The sequence below is a fragment of the Bryobacter aggregatus MPL3 genome (assembly GCF_000702445.1).
GTDB lineage: Bacteria > Acidobacteriota > Terriglobia > Bryobacterales > Bryobacteraceae > Bryobacter > Bryobacter aggregatus.
This window is the reverse complement of the sequence record NZ_JNIF01000004.1, coordinates 445,768-466,869: the sequence shown is the minus strand read 5'-3', so window position 1 is coordinate 466,869 and position 21,102 is coordinate 445,768. Positions and strand designations below refer to the sequence as shown.

Here is a 21,102-nt window from a genome sequence, read left to right as displayed (position 1 = left end):
TCATGGCAATCGACTACAAATATGTCGCAAATATCGAATGCAAGGCCTATCGGGAGTGCATGGAGAAGCTGCCCAAGGGGAAGGTGGTGGCCACCACGGTTTACCTCGCCGACATTGCCGACTACGCCGCGATGAATCGTGTCTATGAAACTTACTTCCCTGCCCTGAAGCCCGCCCGCAATACCGTCGAGAGCAAGTTGAGCCCGGGAATGAAGATGGGGCTCAACGCGGTGCTCTATACCGGCGAGGCAGAGTTGAAGGGACTGACGCCGCCCAATGTCACCAACAGCGTTCCGATCACGCCGGGGATTCTGACTCCTGACAAGTTCTTTATTGCCGGGATTCTCGGGCGCGATTCCAATACCGGCAAGGTGCCAGAGTCTCCCGAGGCACAGATGAATCTCTGCCTCAGCCGGCTAGGCAAGGTCTTAGAAACGGCGCAGATCTCTCCCAGCCAGATGCTGCAGGCAACGGTTTATCACACAGCGGCGATGCCACGCGAGGTAGTTGAAGAAGGGCTCGCGCGCTATTTCGGCCCCAGCCCGACACTCGCCGTGACGATTGTCGAGGTGCCCGCGCTGGCGCTCGGCGCACAGGTAGGCCTAAACGGCGTCGCCGATGCGAAGACTTTTCCTGACGATGTCGCAAGTATCGATGCCATCGTGAAAGCCGTGTACCGTTCCATTTCGGCGCAGGACTGGGACCGCTTTCGCTACATCATGCACCCGACGGCACGGCTGCGCACCGCAACCGTGGAGGACTATATCTCCCGCAACGGGAAGACGATGAAACAGAATGGCTTCGCTGAGGACGAACTCAGCCGGAAAGAGTTGCGATTCGAAGGCCTGGCACATGTCTGGAGCGAGTTTGGAATCCGCATGGGATCCAATCCGGCTTATGTGCGCAAGGGCTTCAATTCCTTGCAATTGTTTTTTGATGGGACGCGGTGGTGGGTGATGAACATCAATTGGGACAACGCTCACTGAGGGTCAATCTACACGCAGGTGTGTAAAATTGCCACAGTGGCGAGAGCAGGCACTACTCGAACTTAGATTCTTTCGGCGATCCGGAAAGCATGGCAAAGAAAAGCCCTACAATGATCAGCCCGCAGATGGTAGCAGCAAATGTCATATCAACCTCACGACCTATACGCGTCATGGAAGCAATTTTCAGACCAAACTGTGGTAGTTTTCGTTCATGAACGTGGAATTGGCCTTTGGCAAGGCTGGACTGAACGCGCAGCTACCGGATGGCTTTGATTATCGACTCCTCGAGGCGAAATCAGCCGCTCCCGTCGCCGATGAAAAGGCCGCACTCGAGGCGGCGCTCGAACATCCGATCGGATGCCTCCCTTTGCGCGAACTGGCCGCAGGCAAAAAAACAGCAGCCATCTCCGTTTGCGATATCACCCGGCCCGTGCCGAACCGCCGGACACTGCCGGTCCTCTTAAAAGTTCTCGAAGATGCGGGGATCCCCAAAGACGGCATCACGATCTGTATCGCCACCGGGCTCCACCGCATTGCCACACACGCCGAGTTGGACGAGATCCTCGGACCGGAGATCGCCGCCAGCTACAAGATTTTCAACCATGACGCAAAAATCCTGTCTGACCATCGCTATCTTGGGGCAACAAAAAGCGGCATTCCAATTCATATTGCGGAAGCTTTTGTCAGCGCCGATCTGCGCATCACGCTCGGCTTCATCGAACCCCATCTGATGCTTGGCTTCTCGGGCGGCCGCAAGCTGGTGGCTCCGGGCCTCGCCGCGCAAGAAACGATTAAGGTGATTCACAGCCCGCGCTTCATGCGAAACCGGCTGAGCGTCGAAGGTTCCATCGAGGCGAATCCGCTCCATCGCGAACTACAGGAGATTGCCCGCATCGCCGGACAGAACTTCATGCTCGACGTCGCCTTGACGCGCAAGCGCGAGATTGCAGGCGTCTTTGCCGGCCATCCGGAACGCGCACACGAAGCCGGAGTGGAGTTTGTCAGCCAGGTGATGCTGGAGCGTCTCGATTCGCCGGTCGATGCCGTGGTCACCACCTGCGCCGGCTATCCGCTCGATCTCACCTTCTACCAGGCCGTCAAGGGTGTCACCGCCGCCTCGCACATTGTCCGCGATGGAGGCAGGATTTTGATCTGCGCCGAGTGTACCGAAGGAGCTGGCGCACCGGAGTTCCGCGAGATGATCCAGGCTTTTTCCTCGCCTCAGGCCTTCCTCGACGCCGTCGAGCATGCGCCGGTGCAGGTGGATCAGTGGCAATTGGAAAAGCTCGCGTTGGTTTTGGAGAAGAAGCAGGTTCTCTTCCTCACCCCGGGAGTGCCGGAGGAATACCACAAAGCCATGTGGGGACCGGTGTTTCGTGATTTTGATTCGGCGATGCGGGCGCTGGTGGAGGGCTTACCGGCAAATGCGAAAATTGCGGTCATCCCCGAAGGCCCGTATGTGCTGGCCCGCGTGGAAGAGCCCGTCGCCGCTTAAGTGCCAAGAGCCAGCAAAGACTGGCTCGCCTTTGGACTCCGCAGACCCAGCGGCAAGGCCCGGCCCACCAACAGGATCTCTTCTGGAGATCCGTGGCGCATCCGGCATGCTGCCGTCACAAACAGCGGCATGGCATCCCCATCCGCAAGACGAAACAGCAGCACCGTATTGCTCGACAGATTCCGGAGGAGCGTTTCAGGAAGTTGCCGCATCTTGTCTCGCGACTCCGGAAGGATGATGTCCTCAATGCAAACGATCTTCTTCGACACATCGGGCAACCCGAGGTAGTGAATCGCGTTCGCATTGCAACTCATCACCCGGCCCGCAAAGCTGATCGTGAGATATACTTCTGAACCCTGTTCGAGAAGGGCCTGGAAGGTGCGCTCGCCGCGCTCGAATTCCAGTTGCAGGCGCCGCTGTTCGTCAAAGCGGCCTTTTGCCGCATTCAGACTATAGGCGATCAGCGCCACCATCACGCAGAGCGTGGCGAGCACATGAAGCGCAATCATGAGATTTGGCGAAACGCGAATATGCTGCTCCACTCCCAGCCGGATCAACCCCATTCCGAGCGGAACTAAAATCGCGGCCAGAAACAGGTGCACACTCGCGCGATCCCCTAAAACGGAAGTCACAGTCAATGGAATCAATCCGTTACGGGTCTCCGCCAGACAGAGCGAAAGAGTCAGCAGGAAAATCAGAGTTGCGGCAGCGGGATCGCAAGTGAGGTCCGCGGGAATGTTGCCATTGACCGAATAGAGATTTGCCAGCATCAGCCAGACGCTGGTCACCGCAGAAACAACGAGCAAAACACGGCGGGTAAAAAAGCTTTTGCCGTAGGCCTGTAGAATGATCACCGCCGCAAGCAGGCAATGGGACACGGCCAGCAACACCGGCGTGGGCACCTCGAGATTGACCTGCCCACGCAGTACGGTATCGAAAAGAGTCAAGAGCGCAGCTACCCCCGCACAAACACGAGCCAAGCGCGCACGATGGGCCGACCGCAGATCAAGCCGTTCCCACCGCGTCAGGCGCACACTCAGCGCCAGCAGCAAAAAGGCAAGCGCGGAGGGCGCGTTGATGCGGAAAATCGTTGGTACTGTACCGCGATAGGTGGCTGGCAGCGCCCAATTCAGGACAAGACTGAAGAAGGACACCATCAGGACAGTCAAGCTCAACAACCGCGGAAGGTTGTAAATGCCTGGTGCCCATAGCCACCGCTTCGCGGAAATCTGATGTTTGCTCACTGGGACCTCTCAACGAAGGGCCGGTTCTACAAACTTTAGATCGGAATATAGGACAAAAAACTATAGTGCCCGCTGCTGATTTCCGGCGAGTAGAATGGAAGTTTGGCGTCCACTTCCGTCCCCTTCTGCTTTGCATTTGCCTCCACTTTCACTGCTGAGCCGATCGAACACACGATCGAGTTCTGGCGGGGTCCGCTCCATTCCGAGTTCACAACGCAGTTTGCCCCCTTCGGGCAGGTGATTCAGACACTACTCGATCCAGCCAGCGTTTTTGGAACCAATACCCATGGCCTGAATGTTCTGCTGTTTCGCTGGCGCGACCTGGGCGATGCCAGGAGACGCGAAGAAAATGCGAACGCACTGCGGGCCGCAATTGAAGCGAAAGCCGGACAGCTCGCCGCTCCCCTGCTTGTAGTGCCCGATGAAGAACTGCCCGGTTGGTGGCACGAGATGCCCGGAACCTATCTGTTGACGCCCGGCCGGATCCAGGACTGGTATCCCGTCGAGCATCGTTTCAGTGAAGAAGGCGAAAAGCTGGGCGGCATACCGTATACCGCGGAGTATTTCATCGCGCTCGGCAGTGCCGTCGTCCGCGCGGCGCACGCGATTCTCCATGCACCCTACAAGGTACTGGCGCTCGATTGTGACCACACGCTGTGGAGTGGCATCTGCGGCGAAGACGGGGCCGAGGGAGTTTTCTTAACTCCCGGGCACCATGCCTTGCAACGCTTTGCCTTGCAGCAACGGGAAGCGGGAATGTTGCTGGCGCTCAGCAGCAAGAATAATCTCACCGATGCTCGCGACACCTTTGCCTCGCACGAGGAGTTTCCGCTGCGCTGGAGCGACATCACCGCGCATCGTATCGACTGGAACCCGAAACCAATCGGCCTGCGCGCCATCGCCAGTGAATTGTCGCTTGGCCTGGACAGCTTCATCTTTCTCGACGACAACCCAAAGGAGATATCGGAGGTCGATGAGCAGTTGCCGGAAGTGTTGAGCTTGGCACTGCCGGAGCGACCGGAAGAGTTCGAGGGATTTCTGAAGCATGTCTGGGCTTTCGACCGGATGCGGATCACCGCAGCAGACACGCAACGCGCGGCCAGCTACGAGAAGGTGCAGGAGTTCGGCAAGGCGCTCCATGAGGCGCACTCGCTCGAAGATTTCTATCAGACGCTCGAGTTGGAGCTCGACATCCGGCCCGTACAGGGTGGAGAATGGCCGCGCGCGGCGCAGTTGACGCAACGCACAAACCAGTTCAACTTCACCACCATCCGGCGGAGCGAAGGCGAGTTGCAGACTCTGGCCACAAGTGGCAGCGAGATCTGGGGCATCCATGTCCGCGATCGCTTTGGTGACTACGGATTTACGGGGTTACTGGTGGGCAACCAACAAGGAAGTGAGTACCGGATCGAGAATTTTCTGTTGAGTTGCCGCGTGCTCGGCCGCGGTGTGGAGCATCGGGTGCTCGCCTGGCTTGGAGCGCGGCTCGGGAGTGACGAGGTCTCGATTCCTTTTGTCCCCTCCGCAAAAAATGCTCCGGCCCTGCAATTCCTCAACAGTCTGGGTTGGAAGGAATTCCCCGCCCGGGTTTCTGCGGAAATCCTGCGCGCGACAGCAGTCGATACCCGCCGCCCGGCGGAAACGGTGGCCGCACCCAAGGCCCAGGCGCCGGCGCAGCATGAAGTGGATTACGCCCGGATCGCTCGCGAATTGCGTACGGTACCAGCAATCCTCAAGCAGATGCGCGGGCATAGCAGCGTGCAACTGGCAACGGAGAGCGAGACGCGCTTGGCCGCGATCTGGCAGGACCTGCTGCATGCAGAGACGGTCAGCGAAGGCAGCAATTTCTTCGATCTCGGCGGCCATTCGCTGATGGTGGTGTTGCTGCTGATGCGCGTGAAAGAAGAGTTTGGCGTAACGCTGGGTATTGATGACGTTTACGCGGCAGATGTGACCTTAGAGAAGATGGCACGGCGGATCGATGAACTCGTCTGTTTTGGGGGCGTGGGGAGTGAAGAATATGCAAATTTGTTGGCGGAGATCCGGGCGTTGACCGACGAAGAAGCTGAAGCAGCATACAACGAGGAATACCAGCGCTATGCGGATTCTGTTAGCCGCTAGCGCCTCCTATGACCCTCCCAAGGGTGGATCGACGCGCAGCAATCTGATCTGGCTCCGTGCGCTGGCCGCACGTGGGCATGAATGCCTGGTCGTTTGCGGTGGAGAAGATCGGGAGACCGTTGTCGATGGGGTCCGGATTCGTGGCATCGGAGAGATTGGGCGCAGCGGCAACCGCGTGGGAGATGCCGTTCGTGATTTCGATCCGGACTTTGTGCTGGTCTCAAGCGAGGACCTGTCCCATGTGCTGCTCCGCGAGGCGCATCGCACGGCGAAGGACCGTCTGGTCTATCTCGCCCATACACCGCAGTGGTTCCCGTTTGGACCGGAAGCCTGGCACCCTGACGCCGAAGCGGCGGCCCTCTTGCAGGACGCCCTCGCCATCGTCTCGATCGGCACGCACATGGCGAGCTATATCGAGAAGCATCTGGGACGGCAGGCTCATGTCGTACATCCCGCGATGTATGGAGAGCCGCCCTGGCCGTCCTACGACAACTTCCACAAGCAGAGCATTCTGCTGATCAACCCTTGCACCGCAAAGGGTCTACCGATCTATCTCGAACTGGCGCGGCGTTTTCCGCAGTTGCAGTTCCTGGCCCTAAAGGGCTGGGGCACCACTTCCGCAGACATTGCGGCGATGCAGGCTTTGCCGAATCTCGAAGTGCTCGATGCCGTTCCGGAGATTGACGAGGTGTTTGCGCGCAGTTCGCTGCTGCTGGCCCCCTCGCTCTGGTACGAAGGCTTTGGCCTGGTCGTGACCGAAGCAATGATGCGCGGCGTGCCGGTGATGGTCAGCGCGCATGGCGGGCTCGAGGAGGCGGCGGCCAGTTCCCGCTATCGCCTGCCGGTGCGTCCGATCGAACGCTGGCTGCCCAAGCGCGATGAAACAGGAATGCCGGTCGGCGTAGTGGAAGCGCAGCCGGTCGATGCCTGGGCACGGGCGCTCGACGAGATGATGAGCGATGAGAAGCTCTACGCCAACGAACGTCTGCACGTCATGATGGCGGCCCGCGACTTTGTCAAAGGCGTCAGCGAAAACGATCTCGAAGCGCTGCTGCACACGCTGCGGCCGAAGCGCCGCCGGATCTATCTAATCCACAACTCCACCTATTTTCCGGGCTCCGGCGGCGGCGACAAGTCGAATCGCCTGCTGATGGCCGCACTTGCCCGCGAAGGCCATACGCTACGCGTCTTCACGCGCCTTGAGAAGTTCGGCGAAGGCGATCATGCAGCCTACGAAGCGGAAATCGCGCGGCGCGGCATGCCGGTGCAGGATTGGGAGGGCATGGGCGTTCAGTTTGAACTGAATGGCGCCAGCGTCCACGTCGTCACCAAGAAGGTGAATCTGCGGCAGGCCTTGCAGCAGGATATTGCCGAGTTTGAACCGGACATCATCCTCGCCTCGACCGACGACCCGGCGCACCTGCTGCTGGAACCAGCCTTACAGTACGAGAAAGCTCGTGTCGTCTATCTAGTACGAGCTACGATCGCGCTGCCTTTTGGCCCTGACGCCTCGACCTACAGCGAAGAACGTATCGAGCGTCTGCGCCGAGCCGACGCCATCGTTGGCGTCAGCGAGTATGTCGCCCGCTACTGCCGGGAAGAAGCAGGGCTCGACGCCGTGCATGTTCCGATTTCGCTGTCCGACGACTCGAATCCGCCCGACGTCGGACGCTTCGAGAACCCCTATGTCACCCTCGTCAATCCGAGTGCAGTAAAGGGGCTGCCGATTCTGCTGGGCCTGGCCGATGCGATGCCCGAGACGCAGTTTGCGGCAGTGCCAAGCTGGGGCACCACCAGTGAGGACCGCACAGCGATGGAGGCACGGCCCAACATCACGCTGCTGCCGCGGGTGGAGGACATTACTGACGTGTTGCGCCAGACGCGGGTCACGCTGGTGCCTAGCCTGTGGGCCGAGGCGCGCAGCCGCATGGTGCTCGAAAGCCTGTCGCGCGGCGTGCCGGTGCTGGCCTCCGATGTGGGCGGCTTGCGCGAGGCGATGTGCGGCATGGATTATGTCCTGCCGATCCAACAAATCCGCCACTACAAGACGACGGTCAGCGACCAGATGGTTCCAGAAGCCGAAGTGCCCGAACAGGATCTCGGCCCCTGGGTGGCCGCCCTGCAGAGCCTGGTTGGCAATCCGCAACATTGGAAGCAACTGCATGCACGCGGCCGCGCGGCTGCGCTCGACTATCTGCGCGGACTCTCCGTCGCACCACTCGAGAAGATCTTCCGCAAGGTCCTGGCCAGCCCGAAGCGCAGCACGGCGCTCGATGTCACGATTGGACACTTCTCGGAGACCAAGCGGAAGCTACTCGCGCTGCGGCTGGAACAGATGCGCAGGCTATGGGGCAATCGTGCATTCCCTATCCGTTGGGGCACGGGCACGAAGGTGTTTCTGTTTCCTTGGGCGGCAGCCGGGACACAAGCCTGGAAATTTTTGCGCGAGGAAAATCACGACGGCCTGTGCCTGATTCCGGCGCTGCTTCCCGGACGCGAAGAGCGTGCCGGACAGGAGCCACCGACTGATTTTGCGACGCTCGTCCCGGTGCTCTGTGACGAGTTGGCCACTATCGTCGAAGCTGGGGAAAAGTTTATCCTCGCCGGGCATTCGATGGGCGGCGGCTTAGCCTTCGAGGTGGCGCGGGAACTGCGCCGTCGCGGTGGCCTGCAAGCAACAGGACTGCTGGTCTCCAGTTGTTCGGCGCCGCGCCTGCGGCGCGTCAGTTCACGGAGCGAACAGGAGATCCCCGCCTTACAACGCTCGGACCAAGAGATGTTCAGCAGGCACTATTATGTGGAAGAACGACCGCTTGACTTGCCACTCACCGCGATGAAGGGCGAGGCAGAACAGCAGCTTCCCGTGCAGGAGTGGGGCATGGAAACGGCAACCGAGTTCCGCTATGTTCCGGTTGCGGGCGATCATTTCTGGCTCCTCCACGAGCCCGCTGCCTTTGTTACTGAACTACGACGCTTGGCGACTCGCTAGCCATCGAAGCGGCAAAATCTTGCTGATCGCGCTTCACTTGCAATGCGTAGCACTGAGCCCATTCGAGCGCGGCGTTATGCCAGGTGAAGTCATTGCCAAATTCGATCAGTTCGTCGGCAATCGCCGAGCCCTGCCGTCCGCTCGCTCGCAATTGAGCCCAGGCCATGACATGAGCCTGCGCGCTCAGCAATTGCCGTAAACCGGCAGGATGCCCTGCGTAGAGCGGCAAGCGCACGCGGTCTTCGCCGGGCATCAGTTCCCGCAGGATGTAAGAGCCATCGTCCAGCGTCACGGCATGGAGAAAAGCCGGAGAAACAGCCTGCACACGCCGCTGGATAGTGACCACGCGCTGTGCCTCCGAGGTCCAACCGGATTGCCCGCCCATGACGCTTGGACGGGCCTGCTTCAAATCGAGAAGGTAGTTGTGGTGTGGCGAACCCTTACCCTCCACCAACAAGATGAAGCGGCCTACGCCCAGACTTCCATTGCCCGCAATCCGGCGCGCCGCGCTCAACAGTTCATAGAAACCACGACGGCCCACTTCTTCGCCAAAGCGGGCGAGCAACACGCGCAGCCGTTCCCAATCGCCGGGCAACAGCGGCAAGGCAAACTCGCCATCGTCCCGCAATCGCCGTAAACCGCGATCGAGTACTGTCCGCTTGCGCAGCAGTTGCTTCCGGCTGCGGCCCTTCAAGGAATACACCAGGTCCCGGACGCCATTGCGGGCTGTCGCCCGCTCCACCCAGCGCGGCTTCCCTTCTCCGAGAGCGATTGCATAATCGGCGAGAAAGCTTTCCGCCAGAAAACGGCCATCCTCTGGCTTCAGCAATAGTTCTTCGGCTGAGATGTGGATGCTGGTCAACATCCGAAGCACTTCATGCAGTACAGGGGCAAGCCCTGCCTCGTCAAAGTCGTTGAAGTCAAAGTAGACCAGGCGGTTGTCGCCTTTGTAGACGCCGAAATTTTCCAGATGCGCGTCCCCGCAGATCCAGCCCTTAGGAGATGACGGCAACGTCGCAAGATCTTTCGACAGGTCCTCATAGAAGAGGTTTGCGGTGCCGCGGAAGAAGGCGGCAGGCGAATTCGCAATCAGCCGGTACTTCAGCGCGAGCCGGTCCGGGTCGCGTCCCTCATGATAGGCCAGAATTCGATCTGCGACGTTCATCTACGCCCCCTGAACAGGATTTCGTAAACGGCCAATGCCGTCGATCTCAACCTCAACCGTATCGCCAGGCGACATCTTCCGTGTGGCGCCGGGGGTACCGGTGAAGATCACATCGCCCGCCTCCAGGGTGACATATTTCGAGATGAAGCTGACGATCGTGGGGCAATCGAAGAGCAGGTCGCTGGTGAGTTGCTTCTGTACCACTTCGCCGTTGAGACGCGTTTGGAGCAGTGCCTTCTGGTAATCCGAACCGCGCACGAGCATGGGGCCCAAGGGGCCGAAGCTGTCGCTGCCTTTGGCGCGCCACCATTGCAGGTCCTTGTCTTTGCCATTCTGCCAGTCGCGCTCCGAGACATCGTTGCCGCAGGTGGCGCCAAAAATCGCGGCACTGGCTTGAGCGAGGTTCAAATTGCGACCGCCCTTCGCCAGCACCAACACCAATTCGCCTTCATAGTGCACGTTCTTCGCACCCGCCGGAATCACGATCGGCTCGCCGGAAGCAACCAGGCAAGTGGTGGGCTTGTAGAAAATCTCGGGTTCGCGCGGCGCGGTGCGATTGCCAATGTGGCTCTTATAATTCAACCCGACGGCGAAGACTTTCGAAGGATCAGCCGGCGCCAGAAGCTTCACTTCGCGCAAGGCCTTCTTGCTGCCTAATGGCCGCCCGTTCAGATAGGGAGCATTGCTGAGCGGTGTAATCTGCTCCCCCTCCAGGCGCCCCCAGGAGATGCGGCCCGCGTGTTGATAGCGGATATAGCGTTCGATCGCCGCCGGAGCGGCAGCTGCCGCAAACGCCACTGCGGCCAGAGAGTTTCTGCGAGTCATCTGAAAGCCGGACATAGACGCGATAATGATAACAACGATGGCAAATTTGCAGCCCTTCCGGGTAGGACTCGTGCAGATGTCCTGCTCTCTGAACCCCCAGGAAAATCTGGACAAAGCGATTGTGAAGATTCGCGAGACAGCGCAGGCCGGCGCGCAGGTGATCTGTCTGCAGGAACTCTTTCGCAGCCAATACTTTTGCCGCGAAGAGAAGGCGGAGCTCTTCGATCTGGCCGAGCAGATTCCCGGCCCCTCGACGGCCGCAATTGGCAAGATTGCCAAGGAACTGGGCGTTGTGGTCGTCGCCAGCCTCTTTGAGAAGCGCGCCACCGGGCTATATCACAACACCGCCGCCATCATCGGCACGGACGGAGAGCTGCAAGGCATCTTCCGCAAGATGCACATCCCTGACGATCCGCTCTTCTATGAGAAGTTTTACTTCACGCCCGGCGATCTGGGCTTCCTGAATTTCGATTCGCCCTTTGGACGCATTGGCGTCTTGATCTGCTGGGACCAGTGGTATCCCGAGGCCGCGCGCCTCACTGCGATGCAGGGCGCAAACATCCTCTTCTACCCGACCGCGATTGGCTGGCATCCGCACGAGAAGGCCGAGTACGGCCCGTCGCAGCTCGACGCCTGGAAGACGATCCAGCGCTCGCATGCCATCGCGAACGGAATCTATGTCTGCGCCGTCAATCGGGTCGGCTTTGAAGGCACGCCCGACTCGGGCCTCGAATTCTGGGGCAACTCCTTTGTCGCCGACCCCTTTGGCGTCGTGATCGCCGAAGCCTCGCATGACAAGGAAGAGAATCTGGTCGTCTCCTGTGATCCCGCCCGCATGGAGGAAGTGCGCCGCAACTGGCCCTTCTTCCGCGACCGGCGTATCGACAACTACGGCGCGATCACGCAGCGGTGGGCCAAGTAATGGCCCTCCGTATGCCCGCCGAATGGGCCCCCCACGAAGGCACCTGGCTCGCCTGGCCGCATGAGAAGACAGACTGGCCGGGCAAATTTGCCCCCATCCCCTGGCTCTACGGCGACATCGTGCGCCACCTTGCCCAAGTGGAGCGCGTCCGCATTGTGGTGGAAAGCCGGGAGACGCAAGAGTCCGTCCGGAAGATTCTGAAGAAGTGCCATGTCGAGCTGGCCGCGGTCGATTTTGTGGTCGCCCCGACAGACCGCAGTTGGGTCCGCGACACGATGGCAATCTTTGTCCACAACGCGAAGGGGAAGGTGGAAGCCACCGATTGGTCCTTCAACGCCTGGGCCAAGTACGACAATTACGCGCACGACGACGCGCTGCCTGGCGTCGCGGCATGGATGTTGAACGTCAAACGGCATGAGCCGATGTCCAAGAAGCGCCGCGTCGTGCTCGAAGGCGGCTCGATTGAGGTGAATGGCGCAGGCTGGATGCTCACCACTGAAGAGTGCCTGCTCAGCGATGTCCAGGCGCGTAATCCCGGTCTGACCCGAGAGGAAATCGAAGCCGCATTTGCAAAGTACCTGGGCATCGAGAAAACAATCTGGTTGAAGAATGGCATCGTCGGCGACGACACGCATGGCCACATCGACGACCTGGCGCGATTCACGGACGAGAGTACGGTGGTCGTCGTCCAGGAGAGCGACAAGAATGACGACAACTACGAAGCCCTGCGCGAGAACCTGGCGATCCTGAAGCAGGTGAAGGGCCTGAAGGTGGCAACCCTGCCGATGCCCGAGCCGGTCTTCTTCGGAGGCCAGCGTCTGCCCGCAAGCTACGCCAACTTCTACATCGCCAATGACATCGTGCTCGCCCCTGTCTTCAACGACGCGCGCGACCGCGAGGCACTCAATACCTTAGCCAAACTCTTTCCCACCCGCCGCATCATTCCGATCTATTGCCGCGATCTGGTACTGGGCCTGGGCACCTTGCATTGCATGACGCAGCAGGAACCCCGCCCGCGTACAATCAAGGTGTAGTGCCGCTGTTACAAAAAGCTCCGAAGACGGAACAGGACGCCGTACAGAAGCTGATTCGCCAAATTGACGGGATCGACGATGAGGCGAATCAGGTTGGCCGCTATGTCCTGATGGTCTTCGCAGTGGTGTTTACTCTGGCGGCTGGGCTGCTGCTGGTGGTGATCCTGAACCCGAAACTTTAGCAATCTCTGCCTCGAGAAAGCGCAAGCTCTCCTCGAGCTGCAGGCGGTAGCGCTGGTTGTTGGTCTGGCGCAAGTCTCGTAAGACTCGCCGGCGGTTTAGTTCGAGATCTTCAAGCGCATGCTCCCGCGCCACTTCTTCGGCGGTCTTCTGCACTTTTTTCGCGGCGGCCGCTCGTTCTTCGCGCAGTTCCTGCTGGCTCTCGATGTCTTTCGATTCCCAACCGCGCGCCATATTGCTTCAATACCTCGGTACCTTCGGATCAATTTCCATCGACCAGCGATCAATGCCGCCAGACAGGCTCATCGCATTCCCGATTCCCTGCTGCCGCAGCCAGGCCACCGTATGCAGACTGCGCACGCCGTGATGGCAATAGACCACCAGCAGCTTATCCTCCGCAAGTGCCTCAATCTGCTGCAGATTGGCTGGAATCGTATTCATCGGAATCAGTTCCGCGCCGGCGATGTTGGCAGCCTGGTGCTCCCAAGTTTCGCGGCAATCGAGAATCGCGATCGCGGCGTTTTGCGACAGGCGATCGGCGAAGTCGCGCGGTTCAATTTCGTAAGCCAATTCAGAAGCACTCATTCAATCTCAGGATAATGGAAGTAATGAAGCAGTGTTGGATCGGAGTGGTGTGCGCAGCCGCACTCGCCTACGGGCAGAAGAACGACGTTCAGTTGGAGAGCTTCGATCAGGTCTGGAACACCATCGAGAAGAAGCATTGGAACCCGAAGCAACTCGAAAAGCTACCGGACGGCAGCAGTTGGGTGGGGATTCACGACGCCTATCGCCAGCGCGTCGCCGGGGCGCCAAGCCAGGAGGCGGTGCGCGAGATTCTTCGCGAAATGGTGGGCAAGATCGGCAAAAGCCACTATGCCATTGCCGGCCAAGGAATCAAGGCGTCGAGTGCGCTGCGGCATGGGGGGGGCAGCAATCCCGGGTTTCGAGCCGAGCTGGTGGAAAGTAAGATTCTTATCACCGGCGCCAAACCCGAAAGTGGCGTCGAGATGGGTTGGGAACTCGTCTCCGTCGACGGCATGCCGATGAGCGGCGTGGTGGCCGAACTCCAAAAACGAGCCCCCGAAACCCTCCATGCCGAACTCCGCACCCATCAGATTGTCCAGCAGCAGATTGGCGGCAATCCGGGTGAGGAGTTGGACTATGTGTTTCGCGACCTGGAGGGCAAACTCCGGTCCCTCAAGCTGCGCATGGCTCAATCCGACGGATCGGCAGGCTTCGGCTTTCTTCAGGGAATGGATGTGCCACGCGAGTTCCGAAAGATCGGTGAGGTGGGCTACTTTCGCCTGGAATTGTTTATGGACGCTGTCCGCGTGCTACCCCAATTTGAACAGGCGGTAAAGAGTTGCTCCCCATGCAAAGGCTTCGTCATCGATCTGCGCGGCAATCCTGGCGGGATCGCGGTGATGGCCAACGCGATGGCGGGCTGGTTTGTCTCCAAAAGCGGCGTAAAGCTGGGCATCATGTACCAGCGCGGCGTTGAATTGAATTTTGTCGTACTGCCCCGGCTGAACGGCTTCACAGGACCGCTGGCCATTCTGGTAGACGGTGCATCAGCCTCCACCAGCGAGATCTTTGCCGGTGGCATGCAGGACCTGAAACGCGCGCGGATTTTCGGCAGCCAGACCGCCGGAGCCGCGCTGCCCAGCGTGATCGAAGTGCTGCCGAATGGCGATCTCTTTCAATACGCCGTGGCAAATTATGTCTCGCAGTCGGGACGGGAGCTCGAAGGCCACGGAGTGACACCAGACGTCCTGGCGCCCCACACGGCGGCGGCGCTCCGGGCGCAGAAAGACCGGGCGCTCGATGCTGCGCTAGATTGGATTTATGCGAATCCTTCCCCTGCTGATCGGCCTGGCCAGCACTAGTTTTCTCTATGGCCAGTCGGCCAGTCGGCCGACAGCGGCGCAAGTTCTCGACCGCTATGTGCAGGTTTCGGGTGGCAAGGCTGCCTACGCAAAAATCAAGCAAGTCTCCATGCTCGGCACCATGGAAATTAAGGGGCAGAATGTCCGCGGTGAGATGAAGATGTACCGCATGGACGGGAGCAAATACTACACCGTCGTCGATCTTCCCGGCATCGGTAAGCAGGAAGACGGAAGCGATGGCACCACGGTATGGGATAAAACCGTTCTCGGCCCGCGCATCAAGACCGGCGCCGAGCGGTTTCTGGCCATCTGCGGCAGTTCCGCCATGAGTGAATATGGCCGCGGCTCTCTCGATCCGGACTCTTGTTTTTCAAAAGCCGAGTTTGCCGGCGAAGAAACGGTCGATGGCAAAGTAGCCTACAAGATCGTCCTCACGCCGAAGGAAGGCAAGCCCGAGGAACAGTATTACGAGAAGGCAACGGGGCTGCTTTTACGCACGAAGATGATCATGCCCTCGGCCATGGGCGAGGTCCCCATCACGATGGTCGTCGACGAGTATAAAAAAATTGAGGGAATCCTCATGCCGGTTCGCTTGACACAGCTCATGGGTCCACTGGAGATGGCGATGAGCTTCCCGATCGTCAAATTCAACGAAAAGCTGCCCGAGAACATGTTTGCCCTGCCCCCTGAGATTCAGGAGATGGTCAACGCTGAAAAAGCCAAGCCCTAGCTCTTCCTCCAGGCGTCCTCGAATTCCTTCCAGAAGTCTCCTTCATTGCGTTGCCACTGATCCGGTTCGTTGCGAGACAGAGGCGCCTCATGATGCCGCATCGTCCCATGGCCAAAGGGACAAATCCACTCCATCTTGGGAGGGGAGAAGATCGTCGCACCCGACCAGTTGCCAATCGCAACCGGCATCCGCAGGCGCGACGCGCAGTTCCGGCAACGATACTTCTGGTCGAGCCACAGAAAATAGCCGAGTACAAACACGGACATATCGGCCGCCAATACCGCAAAACTATAACCGAGGTGAATTCCAATGACACCATCTGGAATCCTCCAGTTGATCCAGGCGATCAGCAGGAGATGAATCGCAGCCAGAAAGGCTAGCTTGGCGCCGAGTAACGACCACCATTTCATGCCCGGTTGGACGCATTAATTCTTGAAGAAGTTCCGTACCAGGAAGAGAACATTTGCCGGACGTTCGGCCAGCCTGCGCATGAAATAGGGGTACCAAGCATCCCCGTAGGGTACGTACACACGAACGCGATAACCTTCGCGCACCAGTTTTCGCTGCAGATCGCGACGGATCCCGTAGAGCATCTGGTATTCGAAGCTATCCTTCGGAAAGGGTTTTGCCACTTCCACCATGCGCTCATCATGAGTGGCGATTCCCGGCGACGCACCATCCTCGAGAAGCGCATGGGCCAGTTTCAGATAATTCGTATCCACATCGGACTTCTTCTCAAAAGCAACATCTGGCGGCTCCACATAAGCACCCTTGCAGATGCGCACCGGTAACAACTCGCGGTTCAGCTTCTCGATGTCCGCTTCGCTTCGAAACAGATAGGCCTGGATAACGGCACGCACACAGCCATACTCGTTATGCAGCTTCTCGACAATCGCCAAGGTGCGGTCGGTATAGGCGCTCGACTCCATGTCGAACTCGACGCGGCTTCCAATCTCACTCGCGTAGGCAACCAATTGCCGTGCGTTCTCAAAACAAAGCTTCTCGTCAATATCCAGCCCCATCTGGGTGAGCTTGATCGAGATGGTCGATTGCAGCGACCGGGAAGCAATGGCACGCAACGCTTCCATACAATGTTCACGGGCTTGATTTGCTTCCGATGGGTCCGTCACACTCTCGCCCAAGTGATCCAGAGTCGTCAGGATGCCTTCAGTATTCAGCCGGTCACAGACAGCAATCGCTTCCCGCAGAGTATTGCCCGCAATGAAGCGGCGAGTGAGTCGCTTCGCCAGGCGAGAGTGCTCCATCCAGCGGCGTAAATCGCGATTTTGACTAAGCGAAAGGAAGAAAGAACGGAGCATGAGCGGCTGCTGAGCCGCTCTCATTGTCTCAGGAAGCTAGTTCAGCAAGGAAACAGAAATCGTACCGAGCAGCGTACCGATCGCAGCCCCTGCCACTACATCACTCAGGAAATGCATGCCGAGAAGAATCCGGCTCGCGGCGATGGAAACGGCACAGAAGCCAAGTTCCAGCGACAGTTCGGGATAGAAGGCGAGGAGGGGAGTGATGATCGCAAAGGCCGTGATCGTATGGCCCGAGGGGAAACTGAATTGATCGGGAGGGAGAAGAGTCGACCAGCAATGTGGCTCAAGAGCGCAAGGCCGCCGCCTGCCGGTAAATCGCTTGGCCCAAAGGAAGAAGACCACACCCGCCAATGCCGCCAATGTCGAAGAACCCACCGCTACAAACCGCTCTTCGCCGCCAAAGGCAAGAATGAAAAGTCCAACTGCGTACCAGAGCCAGCCATCACCGCCGCGTGTGGCGCCAATCATCCAAAGGCGCACCCATTGCGGGGGAGCCCAATGATGGACGCGCCGCATGATCCGGTGATCGCGCGACTCAATATAGTCACGAACTTGTGGGAAAACGCTCATCGCGAAACCTCCGCCTGGCTGCTAATCCCAGAATTCATCCAGTGAATCAAGAATAGCAGTTGCTTCATGCGACAGTTATCGCCCCTGAACATGACAGCGCCGTGACGAATATGAAAAACATTCGTGAAGCTCTTTGTTTTTGAGCCTGCATAGTTGTGGTGAAGCGGAATCGGTGCGTACGATGAGGTTTCGAGATGCCGAAATTGGACTTTGTTTTTTTCGACGCGGGAGGCGGACACCGTGCCGCCGCGACTGCATTGAAACAAGCGTGTGCGCAGCACTATCCCGACTGGCAAGTCCGTCTCGTCAATCTGCAGGAGGAACTCGACTCTCTCGACATCTTCCGCAAGCTCACCGGAATCCGGATGGAGGATGTCTATAACCTGGTGCTCCGCAAGGGCTGGACCCTCGGTTCGCCGCAACTGCTCGTCGCCATGCACGCGCTCATCCGGCTCTACCATCCACTGCAGGTGCGGAAGCTGAAGGAGTTCTGGAGCCAGGGTGCGCCCGACCTCCTGGTGTCGCTCATCCCAAACTTCAATCGCGCCTTATACCAATCGATTCAAGCCGTCAGTCCGCGGACCCGTATGGTCACTTCGCTCACCGACCTCGCCGATTACCCGCCGCACTTCTGGATTGAGCGTAACCAGCAGCAATACTTCATCTGTGGCACGGCAAAGGCAGCGCAGCAAGCCAAGGAGCTAGGTCACGCTTCCGACAGAATTTTCCGTGTCAGCGGAATGGTTCTGCATCCGCGTTTCTATGAACCCATCGAGATCGATCGCGACGCAGAACGCCGCACGCTCGGTCTTGACCCCAAGCTGCCCACCGGTATTCTGCTCTTTGGCGGTTACGGTTCTGCCGTCATGCGCAAGATCGCCAAACGTCTCGATGACAGCGGCATCCAGCTGCAGCTCCTCTTCATCTGCGGTAAGAATGCGAAGCTCCGCGCGGAGATCGAAGCACTGAATCTACGCATGCCGCATCACATTGAGGGCTTCACCACCCGCATTCCTCACTACATGAAACTGGCCGATTTCCTGATCGGAAAGCCGGGTCCCGGTTCGATCTCGGAAGCCATCCAGATGGGACTGCCCGTCATCGTCACCCGCAATGCGCTCACCCTGCCACAGGAGCGCTACAACGCAGACTGGGTGACCGAACATGGGCTGGGCCTGGTGCTCCAGAACTACGGCCAGATCGTCGCAGGTGTCCAGCAGATGCTTGCGCCAGGAAGCTTAGAGCGATTCCGGAACAATGCGAGCAAGATGGACAACCGTGCGATTGACGAAATCCCGAAAATTCTCGAAAGACTTCTTTCCCTTGATAGCCTAGAGCGATGAGATTGGTCCTCGCCCTTCTTGCCACCTGCCTGTTTGCCCAAGATCCCCTCGCCGACTACCTCAATCAATTCGCCACCAAGCAGCTAGCCGCGCGCAAAGCGGCCATCGGTGCGATCACCACAGAAGCCCAGGCGCGCCAGCGCATGGCCGAATCCCGCGCGAAGCTGATCCGGCAGATCGGCGGCTTGATCGACTATCGCGGGCCGCTGCGCGCCGTCACCACCAAGACACACGACCGTGGCAGCTATATCGTCGAAAACGTCCACTTCGAATCGCTCCCCAACTACATCGTCACCGCAAACTTCTATCGCCCAAAGACGCCAGGCAAGCATCCGGCAATCCTCTTCTCGATGGGACATTGGGATATCAGCAAGCCCTTCGCCCAGCACATCGCGGCGAATCTGGCCAACAAAGGCTTTGCCGTTCTCGTTTACGATCCCGCCGGCCAGGGAGAGCGCCAGCAGGCCTACAACGCGAGCTACGGCCGCAGTCTCATCGGCGGTAGCGTTGAGCAACACTTCATGGGTGGAGCGCAAGCGATTCTCGCAGGCGAGTCCGTGGCCCGCTACTTCATCCAGGATTCGCGCCGTGGTCTCGACTATCTGGTGAGCCGTCCTGAGGTGGACGCCAATCGCATCGGCGCCAGTGGCTGCTCCGGTGGCGGCACCCAAACCACTTATGTCTCAGCGATTGACGAACGCATTAAGGTTGCTGCTCCAGCCTGCTATATGAACTCCTTTGAGATGCTGCTGACAGGCCCCACCGGCGACAGCGAGCAGAGCCTGCCGGGCTTCATCGCAGAGGGTCTGGACCAGGCGGACTGGGTCTATCAGTTTGCGCCCAAGCCCTGGCTGATCAGCTCAACCGAGAAGGACTTCTTCACGCCCGCCGGAGCCAAGTTGGTGGTGGATCAAGCAAAGAGCTTCTATCGTGTCTTTGATCGCGATGCGCTGGTCAAATGGGTGGTTGGCCCCGGGGGACACGGCACGCCACAAGTGGTGCGCGAAGCGATTTATGAGTGGATGATCCATTGGCTGAAGGACGGCAAAGGCGACTTCCAGGACGAAGTGCTGCCCCTGCTGCAACCGGAAGAACTCTGCGCCTACGACAAGTGCATCGCACCCGGCCACGGCCTGAGCGAAGTGATTGCCGAATCCTGGAAGCAGCGGCAACAGACGGGCGACCCGAAGAAGCTGATCGTCCTCGGCGGCCCGGCCACTGGGCTCACAAAAACCGAATGGCTGGGTCCGGAGAACGCAGAAGAATTGTTTGTTGTCATTCAGGACAACAACGCGGCCAAGCGCCGTGCGGAAGTGCTAGCCAGTCTGGGCAATCGAGTGCTGCTTGTTCGCCTCCCCGGCTACCCTACCGGTGGCCCCTCCGAAGGACCCTATAGCGGCCCCTGGATCCAGCACACCCGCGCCTGGCTGGTGGGTCTCAATCTCCCCAGCCTCCGTGCAAATGATCTGCTGCTGACCATCCGTCCGCAACTCGACCGTTATCAGAAGGTCTATCTCCACGGCTGGGGCACCGGCGGTATCGCCGCGCTCTACGCCGCTCATGCCGAACCGCGCATTGCTAAGATCTGGCTCGAGCGTACGCCGCTTTCCATCGCCTCTGCAATGACCGTTCCCATCCACAAGAACCTCCACGAGGCGATTGTGCCCGGCCTCGCGCTTGCCGGCGACTTCAAGGACTTCACCGACAAGCGCTTCTTCTGGGTGGATGCCACCGACTGGAACGAGAATCGACTGGAACAGACGATCCCGGGCGTCTACCGGCGCCCCTTTGACCAGCCAGACAGCGACCTGTTAGCTGCCTTTCGTAAATACTGATTTCATCGTGAACTCGCCTTGCGGCGATTGGATCTCGTTATTGATCGTGAGCGTCTTGCCGTCGCCGGACAAAGACCAGGATTCTTTCTGGGTCAGCGCCATGCCATTGAACTCGCTCTTGGTATGCACCTCGAGCTTGTTGCCATTCCACTTGGCGCTCACCTTTGCCTCACGGCCGCGCATCTGGACGGTGCTTTCCTTACCATCGGTTGTGTATTGGCTATCTGTAGTGAACTCTCCTCGCTCGCTCTTTTGCAGCGACTTGACCTTCATCTGTGGATCTTTATGATCGATGTCACGCTCCATCTTTTCCGGAGCCGGCATCGGACCAAAATCACTCTTGGCTGTATCGATCACCCAGTGACCTGAGTAGTCGGGTTTGTCTGCCGCAAGCAGCATCGCGGCTGGAACTGCAAGTAAAAGAATTCGTCTCAGCATCCCCTCAATGTAGTGCA

At 59.0% G+C, this 21,102-nt stretch carries 20 protein-coding genes; 11 read left to right on the top strand and 9 right to left on the bottom strand.

The features are described 5' to 3' along the window. The first annotated feature begins 2 nt into the window (after positions 1-2). A complete protein-coding gene (locus M017_RS28130) occupies positions 3-986 on the top strand; it encodes a RidA family protein (RefSeq protein ID WP_051670708.1) in 984 nt (327 codons plus the stop codon). Positions 987-1,197: 211 nt separating this feature from the next. Continuing rightward, entirely contained in the window at positions 1,198-2,481 is a 1,284-nt protein-coding gene (locus M017_RS0121710; RefSeq protein ID WP_031500295.1) for a nickel-dependent lactate racemase family protein, read from the top strand. Here M017_RS0121710 and M017_RS0121705 read toward each other — a convergent pair. Beyond that, entirely contained in the window at positions 2,478-3,638 is a 1,161-nt protein-coding gene (locus tag M017_RS0121705) for a hypothetical protein (RefSeq protein ID WP_155121558.1), read from the bottom strand. The genes M017_RS0121710 and M017_RS0121705 overlap by 4 nt on opposite strands. A 189-nt stretch (positions 3,639-3,827) precedes the next feature. Between M017_RS0121705 and M017_RS0121700 the strand changes: the two genes are divergently transcribed. Together M017_RS0121700 and M017_RS0121695 are read left to right on the top strand one after the other, a co-directional pair. Then, on the top strand, positions 3,828-5,846 hold the full coding sequence (locus M017_RS0121700) for an HAD-IIIC family phosphatase (protein ID WP_031500293.1): 2,019 nt from the start codon (positions 3,828-3,830) through the stop codon (positions 5,844-5,846). Continuing rightward, positions 5,824-8,835, top strand: coding sequence for a glycosyltransferase (locus tag M017_RS0121695; protein ID WP_031500292.1), 3,012 nt, complete (start codon positions 5,824-5,826; stop codon positions 8,833-8,835). The genes M017_RS0121700 and M017_RS0121695 overlap by 23 nt, the downstream gene beginning before the upstream one ends. Here the strand turns inward: M017_RS0121695 and M017_RS0121690 are convergent. Then, positions 8,804-10,000, bottom strand: a complete 1,197-nt coding sequence (locus tag M017_RS0121690) for a DUF2252 domain-containing protein (RefSeq protein WP_031500291.1) — start codon at positions 9,998-10,000, stop codon at positions 8,804-8,806. The two genes, M017_RS0121695 and M017_RS0121690, sit on opposite strands and share 32 nt — an antisense overlap. After that, positions 10,001-10,825, bottom strand: coding sequence for a fumarylacetoacetate hydrolase family protein (locus M017_RS0121685; RefSeq protein ID WP_035958916.1), 825 nt, complete (start codon positions 10,823-10,825; stop codon positions 10,001-10,003). A gap of 37 nt (positions 10,826-10,862) precedes the next feature. Between M017_RS0121685 and M017_RS0121680 the strand changes: the two genes are divergently transcribed. From M017_RS0121680 to M017_RS0121670, 3 genes are read left to right on the top strand one after another with little or no spacing between them, the layout of a single operon-like run. Further along, positions 10,863-11,747 carry a carbon-nitrogen hydrolase gene (locus M017_RS0121680; RefSeq protein ID WP_031500289.1) on the top strand — a complete coding sequence of 295 codons (885 nt, stop codon included), beginning with the start codon at positions 10,863-10,865 and terminating at the stop codon, positions 11,745-11,747. Positions 11,748-11,758: 11 nt separating this feature from the next. Continuing rightward, positions 11,759-12,781, top strand: a complete 1,023-nt coding sequence (locus M017_RS0121675) for an agmatine deiminase family protein (protein WP_238326002.1) — start codon at positions 11,759-11,761, stop codon at positions 12,779-12,781. Then, positions 12,781-12,963: a hypothetical protein gene (locus tag M017_RS0121670; RefSeq protein WP_031500287.1), complete on the top strand. Its 183-nt coding sequence runs from the start codon at positions 12,781-12,783 to the stop codon at positions 12,961-12,963. Before M017_RS0121675 ends, M017_RS0121670 begins: the two co-directional genes overlap by 1 nt. Here the strand turns inward: M017_RS0121670 and M017_RS0121665 are convergent. Then, positions 12,911-13,195 carry a hypothetical protein gene (locus M017_RS0121665; RefSeq protein ID WP_031500286.1) on the bottom strand — a complete coding sequence of 95 codons (285 nt, stop codon included), beginning with the start codon at positions 13,193-13,195 and terminating at the stop codon, positions 12,911-12,913. The genes M017_RS0121670 and M017_RS0121665 overlap by 53 nt on opposite strands. A 6-nt stretch (positions 13,196-13,201) precedes the next feature. Next, positions 13,202-13,546 carry a rhodanese-like domain-containing protein gene (locus M017_RS0121660; protein WP_031500285.1) on the bottom strand — a complete coding sequence of 115 codons (345 nt, stop codon included), beginning with the start codon at positions 13,544-13,546 and terminating at the stop codon, positions 13,202-13,204. Between the two features lie 23 nt (positions 13,547-13,569). Here M017_RS0121660 and M017_RS0121655 point away from each other — a divergent pair, with 23 nt between their 5' ends. Both M017_RS0121655 and M017_RS0121650 read left to right on the top strand, forming a co-directional pair. Beyond that, on the top strand, positions 13,570-14,847 hold the full coding sequence (locus M017_RS0121655; RefSeq protein ID WP_031500284.1) for a S41 family peptidase: 1,278 nt from the start codon (positions 13,570-13,572) through the stop codon (positions 14,845-14,847). Further along, positions 14,807-15,577 (top strand): LolA-like protein, encoded by a 771-nt coding sequence (locus tag M017_RS0121650; RefSeq protein WP_031500283.1) that lies wholly within the window; start codon positions 14,807-14,809, stop codon positions 15,575-15,577. Before M017_RS0121655 ends, M017_RS0121650 begins: the two co-directional genes overlap by 41 nt. Here M017_RS0121650 and M017_RS0121645 read toward each other — a convergent pair. From M017_RS0121645 to M017_RS0121635, 3 genes are read right to left on the bottom strand one after another with little or no spacing between them, the layout of a single operon-like run. Then, positions 15,574-15,987, bottom strand: coding sequence for a hypothetical protein (locus M017_RS0121645; RefSeq protein WP_031500282.1), 414 nt, complete (start codon positions 15,985-15,987; stop codon positions 15,574-15,576). The genes M017_RS0121650 and M017_RS0121645 overlap by 4 nt on opposite strands. A gap of 15 nt (positions 15,988-16,002) precedes the next feature. Then, entirely contained in the window at positions 16,003-16,920 is a 918-nt protein-coding gene (locus tag M017_RS0121640; protein ID WP_238326001.1) for a proline dehydrogenase family protein, read from the bottom strand. A gap of 12 nt (positions 16,921-16,932) precedes the next feature. Further along, the gene (locus M017_RS0121635) at positions 16,933-17,469 is read right to left on the bottom strand and encodes a phosphatase PAP2 family protein (protein ID WP_031500280.1); all 537 of its coding nucleotides are present in this window, start codon (positions 17,467-17,469) and stop codon (positions 16,933-16,935) included. 194 nt (positions 17,470-17,663) lie between these two features. On the opposite strand from M017_RS0121635, the gene M017_RS0121630 reads away from it, so the two are divergent. Both M017_RS0121630 and M017_RS28125 read left to right on the top strand, forming a co-directional pair. Then, positions 17,664-18,812: a glycosyltransferase gene (locus M017_RS0121630; RefSeq protein ID WP_031500279.1), complete on the top strand. Its 1,149-nt coding sequence runs from the start codon at positions 17,664-17,666 to the stop codon at positions 18,810-18,812. After that, the gene (locus tag M017_RS28125) at positions 18,809-20,647 is read left to right on the top strand and encodes an alpha/beta hydrolase family protein (protein ID WP_080508076.1); all 1,839 of its coding nucleotides are present in this window, start codon (positions 18,809-18,811) and stop codon (positions 20,645-20,647) included. Before M017_RS0121630 ends, M017_RS28125 begins: the two co-directional genes overlap by 4 nt. Here the strand turns inward: M017_RS28125 and M017_RS0121620 are convergent. Then, positions 20,624-21,085: a hypothetical protein gene (locus M017_RS0121620; protein ID WP_155121557.1), complete on the bottom strand. Its 462-nt coding sequence runs from the start codon at positions 21,083-21,085 to the stop codon at positions 20,624-20,626. The genes M017_RS28125 and M017_RS0121620 overlap by 24 nt on opposite strands. Positions 21,086-21,102: the final 17 nt, after the last annotated feature.